This window comes from Vibrio mediterranei (assembly GCF_013364395.1).
GTDB classification, from domain to species: domain Bacteria; phylum Pseudomonadota; class Gammaproteobacteria; order Enterobacterales; family Vibrionaceae; genus Vibrio; species Vibrio mediterranei.
In genome coordinates this window covers 407303-423867 of sequence record NZ_JABXGK010000008.1, presented here as the reverse complement: position 1 = coordinate 423867, position 16565 = coordinate 407303, and the positions used below count along the sequence as shown (strand labels likewise).

General features: G+C 44.3%; 13 protein-coding genes. 9 read left to right on the top strand and 4 right to left on the bottom strand.

Annotated elements, in window-relative coordinates; translation table 11 throughout:
• The first annotated feature begins 27 nt into the window (after nucleotides 1–27).
• The 3 genes from HOP38_RS18970 to HOP38_RS18960 all read left to right on the top strand — a co-directional run bounded on the left by HOP38_RS18970 (nucleotide 28) and on the right by HOP38_RS18960 (nucleotide 1560).
• Nucleotides 28–237, top strand: a complete 210-nt coding sequence (locus HOP38_RS18970) for a cold-shock protein (protein ID WP_006069145.1) — start codon at nucleotides 28–30, stop codon at nucleotides 235–237.
• A 294-nt stretch (nucleotides 238–531) separates the two neighbouring features.
• On the top strand, nucleotides 532–1071 hold the full coding sequence (locus HOP38_RS18965; RefSeq protein ID WP_198558705.1) for an autotransporter domain-containing protein: 540 nt from the start codon (nucleotides 532–534) through the stop codon (nucleotides 1069–1071).
• A gap of 51 nt (nucleotides 1072–1122) precedes the next feature.
• Complete coding sequence (locus HOP38_RS18960; RefSeq protein WP_198558704.1) at nucleotides 1123–1560, top strand: hypothetical protein; 438 nt, start codon at nucleotides 1123–1125, stop codon at nucleotides 1558–1560.
• A 37-nt stretch (nucleotides 1561–1597) separates the two neighbouring features.
• Here the strand turns inward: HOP38_RS18960 and HOP38_RS18955 are convergent, their stop codons facing one another.
• Nucleotides 1598–2374, bottom strand: coding sequence for an AAC(3) family N-acetyltransferase (locus tag HOP38_RS18955; RefSeq protein WP_198558703.1), 777 nt, complete (start codon nucleotides 2372–2374; stop codon nucleotides 1598–1600).
• 146 nt (nucleotides 2375–2520) lie between these two features.
• Complete coding sequence (exaC, locus tag HOP38_RS18950) at nucleotides 2521–4041, bottom strand: acetaldehyde dehydrogenase ExaC (protein ID WP_006069149.1); 1521 nt, start codon at nucleotides 4039–4041, stop codon at nucleotides 2521–2523.
• A gap of 255 nt (nucleotides 4042–4296) precedes the next feature.
• Here exaC and HOP38_RS18945 point away from each other — a divergent pair, with 255 nt between their 5' ends.
• From HOP38_RS18945 to speB, 3 genes are all read left to right on the top strand, one after another.
• On the top strand, nucleotides 4297–6081 hold the full coding sequence (locus tag HOP38_RS18945; RefSeq protein ID WP_198558702.1) for a sigma-54-dependent Fis family transcriptional regulator: 1785 nt from the start codon (nucleotides 4297–4299) through the stop codon (nucleotides 6079–6081).
• A 239-nt stretch (nucleotides 6082–6320) separates the two neighbouring features.
• Nucleotides 6321–8231 carry a biosynthetic arginine decarboxylase gene (speA, locus tag HOP38_RS18940; RefSeq protein WP_006069151.1) on the top strand — a complete coding sequence of 637 codons (1911 nt, stop codon included), beginning with the start codon at nucleotides 6321–6323 and terminating at the stop codon, nucleotides 8229–8231.
• Nucleotides 8232–9158, top strand: coding sequence for an agmatinase (gene speB / locus HOP38_RS18935; RefSeq protein WP_198558701.1), 927 nt, complete (start codon nucleotides 8232–8234; stop codon nucleotides 9156–9158). It begins immediately after the preceding gene.
• 39 nt (nucleotides 9159–9197) lie between these two features.
• Here speB and HOP38_RS18930 read toward each other — a convergent pair whose 3' ends face one another.
• Nucleotides 9198–10850 carry an SgrR family transcriptional regulator gene (locus HOP38_RS18930; protein ID WP_198558700.1) on the bottom strand — a complete coding sequence of 551 codons (1653 nt, stop codon included), beginning with the start codon at nucleotides 10848–10850 and terminating at the stop codon, nucleotides 9198–9200.
• 304 nt (nucleotides 10851–11154) lie between these two features.
• Nucleotides 11155–11673: a DUF2058 domain-containing protein gene (locus tag HOP38_RS18925; protein ID WP_088878111.1), complete on the bottom strand. Its 519-nt coding sequence runs from the start codon at nucleotides 11671–11673 to the stop codon at nucleotides 11155–11157.
• 198 nt (nucleotides 11674–11871) lie between these two features.
• Here HOP38_RS18925 and HOP38_RS18920 point away from each other — a divergent pair, with 198 nt between their 5' ends.
• The 3 genes from HOP38_RS18920 to HOP38_RS18910 all read left to right on the top strand — a co-directional run bounded on the left by HOP38_RS18920 (nucleotide 11872) and on the right by HOP38_RS18910 (nucleotide 16560).
• Nucleotides 11872–12648, top strand: a complete 777-nt coding sequence (locus HOP38_RS18920) for a sulfite exporter TauE/SafE family protein (RefSeq protein WP_198558699.1) — start codon at nucleotides 11872–11874, stop codon at nucleotides 12646–12648.
• Between the two features lie 148 nt (nucleotides 12649–12796).
• Nucleotides 12797–14533, top strand: a complete 1737-nt coding sequence (gene ggt, locus HOP38_RS18915) for a gamma-glutamyltransferase (RefSeq protein WP_198558698.1) — start codon at nucleotides 12797–12799, stop codon at nucleotides 14531–14533.
• A gap of 386 nt (nucleotides 14534–14919) precedes the next feature.
• Nucleotides 14920–16560: a diaminopimelate decarboxylase family protein gene (locus tag HOP38_RS18910; RefSeq protein ID WP_124941817.1), complete on the top strand. Its 1641-nt coding sequence runs from the start codon at nucleotides 14920–14922 to the stop codon at nucleotides 16558–16560.
• The last annotated feature ends 5 nt before the right edge of the window (nucleotides 16561–16565 follow it).

Here is a 16565-nt window from a genome sequence, read left to right as displayed (position 1 = left end):
TTTAATCTTAAAAGTAAGGGACATAACATGTCTAACACAAATACTGGCACAGTAAAATGGTTTAACGAAGAGAAAGGCTACGGCTTCATCGCTCAAGAGAACGGTCCAGACGTATTCGTTCACTTCCGCGCTATCTCTGGCGAAGGTTTCAAAACTCTAAAAGAAGGCCAAGCGGTTTCTTTTGGTGTTGAGCAAGGCCAAAAAGGTCCTCAAGCTGTTAACGTTATTCCTCAATAATAACGACAGTTAAAGAATTTCTAAAAGGCTTCGAGTAATCGAAGCCTTTTTTGTATCTGCAAACATAACTACCCACCTCTCTTTTCCAACGCTTTTCTAACACTGCTACATTAGGCTACTAAACTCATCATCTTTACGATATCTCCCGTCACTCACCGTGACATAAGCTGTCTCTCCGAGGCTCTAAATCAGGAGAGTCAGTCATCCAATCTTATGGATTTCCACGCAGGGATGCGATTTCGTCAGTTGGTATTTTCTAACTGTATTTTTGACAATTTTGGAATCGTAAAGACAATGAAAAAACTACTCGCATCTGCACTAATCGTGGCTTCTTCCTCAACTATCGCAGCAGGTATGGACGACGTTAATTTTAACATTTTGGCAGGGTACGACCGCAATGCACCTACTGTAGCGTTTGAAGTTGATTATTCAAACATTCTACTGGGTACTCAACTCCATGCGGAAAAAACACAATTTGTCACGGAAGCACCATCTGACAGCCAGTATAGCGCGGGTAAAACTGAGCAAAATAAATTCTCTATTTATGCCGGTTATCGCTTCAATAACGGACTGACGCTAAAAGCAGGTACAACAATCAGCAAACTTGAGTTTTCTGGTTTCGGTGGTAATGCCAAAGATGTGGAAGCTAAAATAGATGCAAAATCTTCGAAAGTACTGGCATTCGTCGGTGCTGGTTATGAGTTTGAAAACGGCTTCAACATGAATTTGCACAGCACTATTGGAAACAATGACAAAGTTGAATTGGGTAAATATGGTCACGCCAAAGTTGAAGATAAAGCCAACATCAGCTTCTTAGTCGGATACCGTTTCTAAAAGCCTTGTAACTAGAAGCTCATAGTAATGTCATCATTCGAAACAAGACATATGAAAACACTGAAATTAACAATGCTAGTCATTGGCGCTTCATTATTGTCAGGCTGTTCCGTCTACAACGCGGTGAAAGCAGGACAACTGCAAGCGGACTACGACCTAATCTTAAGAAATAGCGCCATTTATAATTCTGATAATGGCAGCCAATACAGTATCCCTGTACCTCATAATGAAAGCAGGAACAAAATGCTGGTTTGCTATAACCAAAGCGGTATCTTCAGTGCCTCCGATTCTGGGGAGTTACGAGAAGTGGCCAATGAATGGCTAAGCAAAAATAAGCCGGGAAAGCTCGCTGGCGACGAACTAAACCGTTCTGGCGTTTGGGATTCTAGAACCTGTTACGAGTTCGACATTGTAGATACTCAACCGATAGGTGCGTATCTCGATGAAGAAACAGGGGAAGTCGTTATCGTCGGTGAAAGTCACGGATAAGCAATATATAAGAGCCTAGATCTAGGCTCTTTATACTTTATTCATACCACGACTCTGGGATCGGGTCATCGTACAAAAAGACATCTTGGTTTCGCTTTAAGAACGCTTGCACTATATCTGCCATTCCTTTAGCACTGGCTAAAAACGATCTTGCCTCGCCAATAGTCCCCCAATGGCCGATACCTTGTCTAACAAATGGGCGCTCAAGCTTATCATAGTTTTCATGAATGCTACCAAACGGACTTTTATGGCGACGCAGAATCGTCTCAATAGCCTCATCACCTTTAATAATCGTGATGGCTTCTGACTCAGAATCGATACGGTTAGGAATCGCACTCCACTCCTCCACACCATGTATGTATGTGTTACGAGTTAAAGGACACCCTAGAAAGAGAATCTGCGCATCAACGTCATAGAGTTTTCCCCAAGCGCCATGTCGAGGGCATGGAGACGTCAATGTTTCTTCGCCAGCAATAAACTGCTCGGCATTTTTCCCCAACGCGGCCATAGAGTGAGTAGGATGGAGCGAACGAAGCACGCCCTCTCTTTGCCTAAACATCTCACCAAGGATACCGACGCAAGAGGGTTCTGTTTTAGGGTCGTAAATACCATTAGCAAGATTGTGCTTGTCCCAACTGTGCGTGGGTAGCAATAACAGCCCTTCCGACATAAACTCACTCAAAGCATCCAGTACTGTGTCAGCCCCTCCCTCAACGTCTCCTATGGCTTTCATGGAGGAATGTACAAGCAACGTTCCATTTGGATTGATGCCGATATCTTGGAAATCGCTAATTAATCTCTGTTTCGTGATCATTTTTTTGTTGGTTTTCGTTGTTTCGAAAGATACTGACAAAAACCGCAGTAAATAACCGTTAACCAGACGTGTATTTTGGCATATTTACAGAGATATGACGAAAAAAGCCGGAGCAAAAAACTCCGGCTTAGCCAAAACTAGAGAACTTAGAAGAAGCCTAACGGACTAGTCGAATAACTCACCAACAAATTCTTGGTGTTTTGATAATGGTCGAGAGCCAGTTTATGAGTTTCTCGTCCAATGCCCGACTTCTTGTAACCACCAAATGCAGCGTGTGCTGGATATGCATGGTAGCAGTTAACCCACACTCGTCCTGCTTGAATTTCACGTCCCATGCGATACGCTAAGTTGCCATTACGAGTCCAAACCCCTGCGCCTAGACCATACTCAGTATCGTTAGCAATTCGCAGGGCATCGGCTTCGTCTTTAAAGGTGGTAATCGCGATAACAGGGCCAAAAATCTCTTCTTGGAATACACGCATTTTGTTGTTACCTGCAAGCATGGTTGGCTGAATGTAATAGCCGTCTTGTAAGTCACCTTCTTGCTTGTTCATGTCGCCGCCAATGATCACTTTTGCACCTTCTTGACGACCTATTTCAAGGTAGCTCATGATCTTATCAAACTGCTCTTGTGACGCTTGAGCACCGACTTGCGTGGTCACATCCAGTGGATTTCCTTGCTTTATGGTTGCTGAGCGCTCCTCAAGCTTGGCGATAAATTTGTCATAAATAGACTCTTGAACCAATACTCGGGATGGGCAAGTACATACCTCACCTTGGTTAAAGAAAGCTAATAGTGTCCCCTCAATGCACTTATCTAAGAAGTCATCATCCTTATCAAAGATATCTTCGAAATACACATTCGGAGACTTACCTCCAAGTTCAACCGTCGAAGGTATCAAACTTTCCGCTGCGCATTTCAATATATGGTGGCCAATTTCCGTCGAACCAGTAAACGCTAGTTTATTAATACGCTCGCTAGTTGCTAACGCTTGACCGGCCTCGGCTCCATAACCGTTGACAATATTGACCACACCAGCAGGAATTAAGTGACCGATTTTTTCCATAAGCATTAAGATAGATGCTGGCGTTTGCTCCGCAGGCTTGAGTACCACGCAGCACCCTGCTGCTAATGCTGGTGCTAGCTTCCATGCTGCCATCAGCATTGGAAAGTTCCATGGAATGATTTGACCAACAACGCCCACAGGTTCTGGGAAATGGTAGCTTGCAGTGTTGGCATCAATATCCGCCGCAGATCCCTCCTGCGCACGAATACAACCAGCGAAATAACGGAAGTGATCCACGGCTAAAGGAAGGTCTGCTGCTAATGTTTCACGCACAGGTTTGCCATTTTCCCACGTCTCTGCGACAGCAAGTTCCTCAAGGTGTTGCTCTATCGTATCAGCGATTTTGAGCAGGACGTTTGCTCGCTCAGTCACACTGGTTTTGCCCCAAGCTTCGCGTGCAGCATGGGCAGCATCGAGGGCCAAACTAATATCATCGGCATCTGAGCGAGGGACTTCGCAAAACGCTTTACCATTAACTGGAGATGTATTTTCGAAATACTTGCCGTTTACTGGTGCTACCCACTCTCCACCAATATAGTTTTCATATCGTTGCTTGTAGTTAACTACTGCGTTTTCCGTTCCTGGCTGAGCGTAAATCATAGCTTATCCTTTTGTTATTTAATCGAATGTTAGCAGCGTCGTATGCAAAAAAGTCCTGCCTTATGTGTCATACGACATCGTGATAAACGCAACAATTACGCCAATCTAACAAAAGAGATGTTATAATTTTGTAAATTTATGATTAATATAATTTAAACGTAATTTGTATTTGTCCTTCTATTGTTGATGCTCAAATGGCCGTTGTTCCGTTATGTAGCATGATGTCACAGTGAACTGCTACAAAATGGAACACTCATGTTAATTAGCCATACAACTAACGAAAAGGCGTGGATCAAGGACTCTTGGAAACGCAGTATTCAAGCTGGTTTGAGTAGCCGCCATCTGCCCGAAGATCATCGACTTAGTAACGTCGAAGTTACTGAACGAATCGATAAGCATCAAACGTTAATAAATGTCATTGAAAAACAGGCATACCCACTTTTTTGTCAGATATTTTCTCGTACAGATAGCCGACTTATCTTAGCGGATACCAACGGGGCAATAGTAAAGACGTGGGGACAAAAGCGATTTCGCGAGAAACTCACGGAAATAGCACTCGATCAAGGAGTGCTTTGGGATGAGGGACTGAAAGGTACAAACGCGATAGGGACAGCCTTGGTAGAAAAACGTCCGGTCTCCATCATAGGTGGAGAACACTTTATTAGGCATCATCATTTCATTAGTTGTACTGCCAGCCCGATCTTTTCACCCGCCGGAGAACTCATTGCTATATTGGACGTGACCAGTGAATATCAAACCCATAACGATGCCACTAGGGTACTTATTCAGAACATGGTCCAAAACATAGAGAGCGAACTACTCAACTTTATTCCCGATGCAGCATTAAAAATACGCCTTGGTCATGATAGTTCTGTTCTTAATAGTGGTTGGCAAGGAATCGTTGTCACCGATAAAAATGGGCAAGTGCTGGCTCAAAATGCTATTGCCTCCAGTGTACTAGCTAATCAGCTTAAACCGGGTGATCCTATTGAGTCTGTTATTGGCTCACTGACACTTGATCGTATCCGTAAAACAGACCAGTTTTATTATCAAGTTGAGTCTGTTAAACCTCTGCGTCACCTTCCTAAGAGTAAATCAAAAGCCGAGTCTTCAAGCTGCCCATTACACCAAGGAGATAGTTGTGTTGAAAAAGCTTGGCAACAAGCTACAAAAGTCATGTCAAAACGTATCGGCTTGGTAATTTCAGGAGAAACCGGAACCGGAAAAAATGAATTTGTAAAAGCATTGCATAAACAAAGTTCACTTGCCGAAAGACCTCTTATTGCTATCAACTGTGGAGCGCTGCCAAAGGACCTTATTGAGTCCGAGTTATTTGGTTATGCTCCAGGAGCTTTTACAGGCGCTCACCCTAAGGGGTTCGAAGGTCGATTTAGGCAAGCCAATGGCGGTATTTTGTTTCTCGACGAAATTGCAGACCTTCCCCTTAACGCTCAATCTCGCCTCTTACATGTACTGCAAGAGAAAATTGTTGCACCCATTGGAGCCAATCGCAGCTATCCTATTGATGTCTACGTCATCGTTGCTAGCCACAAGAACCTGACTGATATGGTCGCTAAAGGGGAGTTCAGAGAAGATCTATGGTATCGACTTGAAGGACTGAGTATCACTTTACCAAGCGTTCGTGAAAGAGAAGACACTCAACAGCTGATTGAGTCAACGTTTACGCAGGAGTCCAATAAACAGCGTCTCTCAGATGACGTTATTGACCTCATGCTTAAGTATGATTGGCCGGGAAACCTTCGAGAAGTGCACTCTACCTGCCGTTTGATCGCCGCTCTATGTGATAATCCCATCGTCAATCTAGATGATCTTCCAGAAAACATAATCCGTAAGCTCACCACTACACGAACTGCTACTCTCGAACAAGATAACGACTTACAATCGACCATTGACAATAAGCTATTGAAAACTATCGAAGAAACAAACGGAAATGTGAGCTTGGCATCGCGAATATTAGGCGTGAGTAGAAACACTATTTATCGAAAATTGAGGAAGCTCGGGGTAGACAAAATTTCTTAATCGTTTCGAGAAAAACCTTTTGTTAGACATTAAACCCAATATATCCGTTAATGCGCACGACTCTTGAGTACCCTGCTCCACAACATTGGCACTCAAGAAGCTGTTCGTGACCATCATGGAAGATCATCACGAGGTTTGATTTTTCAGGTTAACGCTAATTCCCAATCATCAAATCGAGCGAAAATTCGAAAAAGAAAAAGATTAGTACCAGCCTGAGCGCATGATAAGTGAGACATGCCGTGACTAATACTTCCAAACTTGACCGCATCCGCGCCGACTACAACGTACAACACTGGAGCCAAAATTTCTTTGGCATCAATGACAGCGGCGATGTAACTGTTTCTCCTCGTAAAGACGGTCAACACCATGTTCCATTAACTCGTATTGCACAAGCACTTGAAGAAAAAGGCTTAACCTTGCCTGCCTTAGTGCGTTTTCCGCAAATCATCCATCAACGAGTTCATGGTATCTGCGACGCATTTAACCAAGCGATCAATGATTACGGATATAACAACGAATATCTATTGGTTTACCCAATTAAAGTGAACCAACAAAAAGACGTAGTAGAACAAATTCTTGCTAGCCAAGCAGAAGCAGAAACGAAACAGCTTGGTCTTGAAGCAGGAAGCAAACCTGAGTTAATGGCAGTACTGGCCATGGCTCAACGTGCGAGCTCAGTGATTGTTTGTAACGGCTACAAAGACAGAGAATACGTACGTCTTGCACTGATTGGCGAAAAGCTTGGCCACAAAGTGTTCATCGTTCTTGAGAAGCTATCCGAGCTGGATATCGTTCTTAAGGAAGCAAAAGCACTAAACGTTAAACCTCGTGTCGGTTTACGTATTCGCCTGGCATCACAAGGTGCAGGTAAGTGGCAAGCAAGCGGCGGTGAAAAGTCGAAATTTGGTTTGTCAGCGTCTCAAGTGCTACAAGTCGTTGAAAGATTGAAAGCTGAAGACCAGCTAGAAATGCTTCAGTTAGTTCACTTCCATCTAGGTTCGCAAATGGCCAACATCCGTGATGTACGCAATGGTGTGAACGAGGCTGCACGTTTCTACTGTGAGCTTCGCAAAATGTCAGTGCCTATTGCTTACTTCGACGTTGGGGGTGGCCTAGCCGTTGATTACGATGGTACACGTAGCCAATCAAGCAGTTCCATGAACTACGGCTTGGCGGAGTACGCTCGCAACATCGTAAGTACCGTAGGTGATGTGTGTGCTCTTTATGAAGAAAGCGCGCCAGTGATCATTTCAGAATCTGGTCGCTCACTCACTGCACACCACGCTGTATTGATTACCAATGTAATAGGTACGGAAAGCTATAATGTGGAAACGGTTGATGCACCGAGCGAAGACGCACCGCTGCTGCTGCAAAATATGTGGCAGAACTGGCAAAACCTAAGAGCGGGCACTGATGCACGTGCACTTATCGAGATTTACAACGATACTCAAAGTGACCTGAGCGAAGCTCAAACACTCTTCACTTCTGGTGTCGTGGATTTGCATCAGCGTGCTTGGGTTGAGCAGTTAAGCTTAAGCATTTATGGCGAGTTACATAAACAAATGGACAACAAGAATCGTTTCCACAGACCGATTCTTGACGAACTAAGCGAGCGTTTGGCTGACAAGTTCTTCGTGAACTTCTCCCTGTTCCAGTCGCTTCCTGACGCTTGGGGTATTGAACAAGTATTCCCTGTGTTGCCACTATCTGGTTTAGGAAGTGAAGAGCAGACTCGTGCTGTTATGTTAGACATCACATGTGACTCTGATGGTGCAGTTGACCAATATGTTGATGGTCAAGGTATTGAGTCAACACTACCAGTGCCAGCTTGGAACAAAGACCAACCATACTTAATGGGCTTTTTCCTAGTAGGCGCATACCAAGAGATCTTGGGTGATATGCATAACCTGTTTGGCGATACGCACAGCGCGGTAGTTAACGTCACTGATAATGGTGATTTCGAGTTTGCTGCTATCGACCTTGGCGATACCGTTGAAGATATGATGCGTTACGTGCACATTGACGTAGAAGCGATCAAAAACAATTACAAAGAGCTTGTTGAAAAACACATCGAAGCTGATGAACAGGCCTTAATTTTAGAAGAATTAGAATACGGCCTAACAGGCTATACCTATTTAGAGGATTTTTAAATGAATGATTTGTTTACTAAAACTGATTATTCACTGTATTCAAACGCGATGACGTTTGTTCGTCGTCCATACGTGAAAAATCCAGTTTCTGCTGACGCAGATGTGGTTGTCTTGGGTGTTCCACTCGACATGGCGACCTCTGGTCGCCCTGGCGCTCGTCTAGGGCCAGACGCCATTCGCCGTGCATCAGTCAATCTTGCGTGGGAAGGAAAGAAGTTTCCTTGGGATTTTAACGTATTCGACAAAACAAAAGTTATCGACTCTGGCGACCTAGTTTTCGACTGTGGTGACGCAGAAGATTTCACCTATCGCTTAGAAGCAGCGACTAGCGAAATTCTAAAGAGTGGTAAGACTATGCTCGCATTGGGTGGTGATCACTTCATCACACTGCCGATCTTACGCGCGTACGCTAAACATCACGGAGAAATGGCGCTAATCCATTTCGACGCACATACTGACACTTATGCTAATGGCAGTAGTTACGACCACGGTACCATGTTCTACCATGCGCCAAAAGAAGGGTTAATCTCAGCCAAGCATTCGATCCAAATAGGCATTCGTACTGAGTATGATTACGATGACCATGGTTTTAAAGTCATCAACGCAATGCAAGCGAATGACCAGAGTGTTGACGAAATTGTTAGCCAGATCCGTGAGACTATCGGTGACAAACCAGTGTATATCACGTTTGATATCGACTGCTTGGATCCCGCTTTCGCACCAGGAACGGGGACGCCAGTTTGCGGCGGACTAAACTCAGATAAAGTGCTTAAGATCATCCGCGCTTTGGCTGGTATCAACGTGGTAGGTATGGATGTGGTAGAAGTCTCACCTCCTTACGACCAAAGCGAACTGACTGCTCTCGCTGGTGCAACCATAGCGCTAGAGCTGCTTTATGTTTGGGCGAGTAGACCGACTCAAGATTAAACACAAAAAACAGCAAGGCTTAACGGCCTTGCTGTTTTTCTAATCCAACCACATTTTCGCCAGTGTCGGTACCCCCATTCCATTGATCTCGACCCCTGATAAGTTATGTGACGTCTTGAATATCATGTCATCTCGCCATAATGGGCAATAGTAGAACTGTTGGATAAGCCAGTTTTCAGCTTTGTGCATCTTTAATAGGAAGTCGTCACTAGTTTCACTCTCTTCTAGCCATTCATCTAGAAAGCGGGTCATATTTTTCTGGTTCTCCACAGAGAGACACCTTCGGAAAACATCAGAAGTTAAGAGCCACTCGTAGTACTGAAATGCTTGGTCCTCACTAAACACATAGCAGTCAAAAGAGATGTCAACGCTGTAATTATGTGCTTCGTCTTTATCTACCACGACCCAAGATTCAGATGCGACATCGATTTGCTCTAGCACTTTCAAAAGCAGGCTGCGATGTACGTGCCTGACTTCAATAACCACAGGTCTTCGAGGTAATGCAGATGTTGTCGTAAAGAAGTATAGTCCTTCCTTTTGATGACATCGCATTATGCTGTTTGCCTGACACATATTCACTTCAACCGCTCTGAATTGATTCACGATCCAATGTCGTTCTTCAGACGATAACATGTTGCTATGATGAATAAACTGAAGTACTAAACCACCATCTTGCTCAGCGACTTGGCTATCTTCATCATTGCTATGTGATAACTCTCTTAGTTCCTGAAAGTGGGCAGTTGTGGGAGAAGAATCCGCTTCCCAAAATTCGACTTGATCTATCAAGCCACCGAGTGCGAAATATCTGTGGTTTTTAGTAAAGCTCCAGTGAAAAGTCTTAAACGTACCAACAGAGTAAGGTCCCGTTCCGTTAGGAAAGGTAGGTTGTTCGGTATCAAAGATACCCGAATGGACGTCCGCTAAAAGATGAACAAATACAGGATCATGTTGACGTAGTTTTATGTGAACCCATTGTCCCTCAATAGTGATGCTCTCTAAATGCCTGAATAGTATTTTGTAGCTATGCTCACTAGTATGCCTGATTAGCAGATTGTCCTTCACTCTATCTGCCGTTAGTCTTTGATTATCATGAAAAAAGACGTCATTTCTTAATCGGAAGCTCAGTTGATTATCTTGATAGCTGAAATGGTGGGCAAGGTGCGGTATGACACGCTGAGTGACAGTATCAAATCTTAACAATGTATCAAATACGCCCTCAAGTAGCATGATAGAGCGAGACGAACGAGCATGCATCGGTCGCCATTCAGGAACTGGGAATGGAGTCGCATAGATCAACGTATTTTGCTTTCTTAGCTCACTTTCTGCATCTTGTAACCAATTAGAAAGGTTGGCTTTAAAGTCAATCTGGTAATCAAAGTGTTCCGCTAATTCAAACGCTGTTTGGACTTGTCCTGCACCAACTAAAGCTCTCAGCTGATTTAGGATAACTGCCTTAAAGTCAACAAGTAATGTAACTTTAGACAAGTTACCTCGCCCTCTACCTGCTTTCCAATCTAGCCACCCACGCTCCATCAAAGTGCCCATCAGCTTGCTGACATTACGTTCAGAACACGACAGATTTTCCGCTAGTTCTCCTATCGTAACAGGATGAATGGTTCCGACTGAATATAGCTGATTGAGCTGTTGGAGCCTTCTAAGTTGCGTTATCGAGTAAAAAGGTGAACTTCCCATAATCATCTCTTCATTCTTTGTTCGCCAATTAGTTTACATAATAACCACACACTCAACCCGGAGGTCAATATGTATCCTGTATATTATCCAACACACACTGTAAGGGCCGAACGCCAAGATTACCGCTATGCCGCCAAAGCGACCGAACCTAAGCTGCTGAGCATTTTATTTGTATTTCTTCAACTCATTCTTGTTCTGTAAGCGATTGGGGGAAAACCGATACCATGAGAGCAAACTCACATTTTGCAGATAGAAAAAAGCCTCGATACTGTTGCCAGCATCGAGGCTTCTAGAAAATACCTACTTACCACATCAAGTCATCAGGCACCACATACTGTGCATATGGATCATCCTCTTCAAGGACTTCCTCTTTCGATTCATTCTCGATGATAGTCTCTGAATCACGTTCCATGATCTTCTTGGCAACGATACTTGGAATAACGGTATAAGTGTCTTCTTGTCGTGCTATAGAAAGTATTCCTTTGCTAAGCTGATCTCGGACTTCTTGAGTCACATATATAGACTTCACAAGCGTGCCGTCAGTGAAATTGTATTTAATGTCACCGTCGCGCTGTTCAATGGCATTTAATGTGATTAATTGTTTAACTTGAGCCTTAATCTCTTTGCTCAACTTTTCTTCGTCACGTTGTTTGTTTAAAGCTTGATCTCGTTCTTTTTGAGCCGCTTTGTTCTCTTCAACAGCCGCTTTTGCTTCACGAGCTTGAACACGAGATTTTTTAGAGCCTTTTTTGGCTTTCTTCAGTTTTTTTTCGTTTACAAGACCAGCTTTCAACATCTGTTCTTGTAGGCTTAGTTTCGACATGGGATGTAGACCTGAATCAATTTACCTATTGCCTTAATGTTCCCAAGAAATTCGCGCGAGAGCAAGTGCTACGCTGCTATCTCAAAATAAAAATCCGTTACATCAAATCAGAGATCACGTTGGTATTTAAACACTTTGAGACTTACGTAGGATTGCTATATGTTATTGCTTAGAAAATAACAAAAAATTAACGATTTTATGCTGCTCGACATCACTCAATTAGCCACCTTATTTGTTGCCGGTATTCTCGGCGGTATTCTCAACTCCATTGCTGGAGGGGGAAGTTTTATTACTTTCCCTGCCCTACTTCTAGCTGGTGTCCCTCCAATCACTGCCAATGCCACCAACACATTCGCCGCATGTGCTGGCTATATAAGTGGCACCTACGCGTTCAGACGAGAAATTGTCAGAGACAGAGCAAACCTTGCCAAGATCATTGTACTAAGCCTTTTTGGTGGTATTACCGGTAGTTTCCTTTTGATCCAAGTCTCTGAGCAACAGTTTGTTACTGCGGTACCTTGGCTTCTTTTAGTCGCTACCTTGTTGTTCTTATTTGGCGACGTCATCAATAACCACCTCAAAAAGGTCAGCAGCCACGCTAAGCTTGGCTTGTTAATATCGCTGATGCTTTCATTGTTCCTAATAGGGGTAGGTGTATTTGGCGGATTCTTCAATGCGGGTTTAGGGGTTATCGGGCTGAGTTATTTAGCGGTAGCAGGCTATCGTGACATCAACCTAATGAACGGACTCAAACTGCTGATTTCAACCTGTGTGTCAGCTATTGCCATCGTACTTTTTATCTTCAATGGATTGATTGATTGGCAATCAGGTATTGCTGTCATGCTGGGCACGTTAACGGGCGGTTACTTTGCTGCTGATTTATCACGAAAAGTACCCCAATCTTACGTTCGTGGCTTTGTGGCGCTGAGCTCTATTGCCATCACCTGCTATTTTTTCTACGACACATACCTATAACCAGTAGAAATAATCAATATAGCTTATATAACCCTCTGACCTATCAATGACAAAGTGATGACCGGACGGTAATCAACCAGGTGTGTGGATATGTTACTGATACTTCCTACCCTTATTAGTAAATGTATCCAAAAACACCGAGGCCTTCATGTCAGTACGCTACGCGGTTCTATTATCGCTTGTTTCATCGGCGGCTTTTGCACAGCCAAACCCTTTCCCGACCATTCCCAATGATACTGGGAAAGAGTTTATGGTCAGTGCTACCAACCCTTACGTCACAAGCACTGGCTACACCGTTCTCAAGCAAGGTGGAAATGCTATTGATGCTATGGTGGCCATGCAAATGGTTATGTCGGTTGTTGAGCCGGACATGACTGGTATTGGCGGTGGTACCTTCGCCTTATATTACGACAATGAAACCAAAAACTTTACCGCCTACGATGGACGAGATGCCGCTCCAGCGAGTGCAACGCCCGACATGTTTCTCGATGACAACGGCAAGGCAATAAGCCGAAACGACATATTGGGACCTCGCTCCGTCGCAATACCAGGGACCCTTAAGCTCCTCTACGAAACACATCAAAAACATGGCAAGTTAGAGTGGGCACAGTTGGTCCAGCCAGCTATAGATTATGCTGAAAACGGCTACGCCATGAACAGCTATACCTATGACATTGTCGTGCGTGAAAGTGAACGTTTAATCAATGACCCAGAGATAAAAGCGCTGTACTGGAAAGGAGAGACGATTCGGCCAACAGGTACCAAAATGACCAACCCTAAAATGGCGAAAACACTTAAAATGATCGCCCAACAAGGAGATAGCTATCTCTATCAGGGTCCATTGGCAGAGCGTATTGTTGAGACAGTCAACGGACAGCTAAAAGACGGACAAGCCAAACTCACTCTAAAGGATTTTACCGATTATCGAATGAAGCAACGCGATATCGTCCGCTCAAATTACCGAGGCAATCAAATCGTCTCATTTGGTTACCCTGCTTCCGGCGGTGTCCTTGTTTCCCAGTCACTTGATATGCTCGAGAAGTATGATATCTCCAACATGACGTACACCAGTGCCGAACCTTGGCGACTAATGGTAGAAGCGATGAGACTCGCTAAGGAAGATCGTATAGCGTACGCAGGCGATCCTAGCTACGTTGATACGCCCGTCAAAGAACTGCTTGCGGAAGACTATATCGATGATCGTTATGAGCTCATTCCTGAACAAGGGGCAGGTAATAAGAAATCGATAAAACCAGGATTGCCTCCGGCTAAGACGCCAGCCAATCACGAGGGTTTTGAGAGTCAAGACACTGGACATATTTCTATCGTCGATGCACAGGGTAACGCGGTAGCCATGACGAGTACCGTCGGAACGGGAATGGGCTCCGGCGTTATGGTCGATGGCGTTTTACTTAATGCTCAGATGGCAAACTTCTCTTCAATTCCGAGTATCAAGGGTAAACCAGTTCAAAACTCTATCGAACCAGGTAAGCGACCACGTTCTGCCATCACGCCACTAATGATGATGGATGACAAAGGCCAGTTGCGTTTGGTGGTTGGCAGTCCGGGTAGTTCCCAGATTCCGGGGTATGTGCTAAAAACCATCGTTGGTATTGTTGATTGGAATCTTCCAGCTCAAGATGCTATCGACCTGCCCAACATTCAGTACGGGACAAAAATCGACCGTACCAAGCCATATAACCCCACAGGTCTATTGGTCGAAAAGCGCACCTTTGCAGAGTCTATGGTGCCGGAATTTGCCGAAATGGGCTACAAAGTTCACGTCATCCCTGTGGTAAGCGGGCTCAACGCAATTGAAATTAAGGATGGCGAGTTACATGGCGCCACTGATCGTCGCCGAGCCTCGACTTCGTTAGGTGATTAAACTTCTCTTTGACATAGTTTCACTCACTTAAAAGACAGAGCCTCATGACTATACTGAGGCTCCTGTTTTATAACTTAGTTAAACCTTCATACACAATAAATGAACTAAGTTGATAGAAACTATAAGAACTGCCTCAGGATTCAAAAAAGAAGGTTAACTCGAATCTTTACTTCCAACGATACTGAATAAGAAATATCCATCAGCGGTACTTTTTACAGTCCCACTACCTCTAGGTCCTCAGTGCTGTTTCTCCCTCTTCTCAAATTAAGTAGTGTAACTTCAGAGTAAGCTTTATTGACACTGAGTGACATGATGCTGTTTTAACCACTGGTTAATCTAAGCCTTAGTTAAATGAATCAAGACTTTACCTTTAACAGAGGCCAGACATGAAATATCAAGATCGTTTAGAAGAAACCGTGAACCATCTCGGCATGGTATTAGCAGAGCAAAAGCAGTTACTTGAAGAACACAAAGCAACCATGAACTACGCCGAGCGTCTTGAGAATATTCTCACTCCAACAGACACACTCACAACCAAGGGCGATGATCTGTTAATTGGAGGCTGCAAAGCAAACGATCTTATTGAACAGTATGGCAGCCCGCTATTTGTGCTGAGTGAAGATACACTGCGTGGTAACCTGCGTCGTGTTAAAGCAGCGTTTGGGAATTACTGGCCGAAACCTGTCAACGTTATGTTCGCAATCAAGTCGAATACTAACTTCGCGGTACGTGCTATTTGTAATGAAGAAGGTGTTGGCGGTGATTGCTTTGGTCCGGGTGAAGTAGAAGCGACTCATATTGCTGGAGCAGATCCGAAAACGATCGCTCTCAACGGCACCGTAAAGCCTGAGCTAGCAATTCGCAAAGCGATTGAGTACGGCTATGCCATTCACCTAGACTCTTATGAAGAAATCGAAATAGTTGAACGTATCGCCCGTGAAGTAAAACCTGAGGACAAAGTAAGAATTGCTGTTCGTCTCAAGGTTCTACCAGACGACTTCTTCGACAACTTCTCACCAGATGCCTACCCATTCCCTGACTTCAAAGGTGCAATGAAGTGGATCAAGTTTGGTTTGTTGCGTGAAGAAGCGAAGAAAATCGTTAACCGCGTAAAAGAGATCGATATATTTGAATTCTACGGCTTCCACACTCACCTAGGTCGTTTCTCTAAAGATCCAGCAGGCTGGGATGCGTTGTATCGCCAATATGCTAAAGATGTGATTGAAATTTCTCGTGCTTGTGATGTTCAACCATTCCAAGTCGACCTTGGCGGCGGTTGGCCACGTGAACGTGAGCCTGAATGTCGTAGCAAAGAGCACATGATGAACGCCAATACCATTGAAGACTACGCAAAAGTGGTTTGCGCGGGCATGTTGGACGAATTCAACCGTGCTGGTTTTGACATCCCTCAGTTGTGGTTAGAACCGGGCCGTTATATTGCAGGTAACATAGGTACGCTTCTCACGTCAGTTTATGTCGTTAAAGACGATCAAGAAATGGACTACACCTACACTATGGTGGATGCGTCTACTTACCTAGCGACCTTGGTGGAATCTCAGGAGTCTAAAAACCCTGTCCTTCCAGCAAATAAAATGACACAACCAGTGGTAGCAAAAACCACTGAGATTGCAGGGCCAATCTGCATCCCTTCAATCTGGGAAAGTGGAGCCACCATGCCTGAACTGCAACCAAAAGATGTACTGGCGATTATGGATGTAGGCCACTACGCTGAGTCTCAGGCCAGCCAATTTAACTCGTTACCGCGCCCGGCTACAGTACTGGTTAAGGATGGTCAATCTGAACTAATCAAGCGCGCAGAAACCGTAGAAGATGTGTTTGCAACTCAGATACTTCCAGAACGTTTTATCAAAGCAAAAGCGGAACTCGAAAAAGCCAGAACACCAGTGAAAAAGCCAGCACGTAAAGCTGCGACGAAGAAGCCAGCAGCCAAAACAGCTGCTAAAAAGCCCGCTGCCAAAAAGCCTGCGGCTCGCAGAGTGTCTCGTCGAAGCGCCGACAAAATATAGAGTAA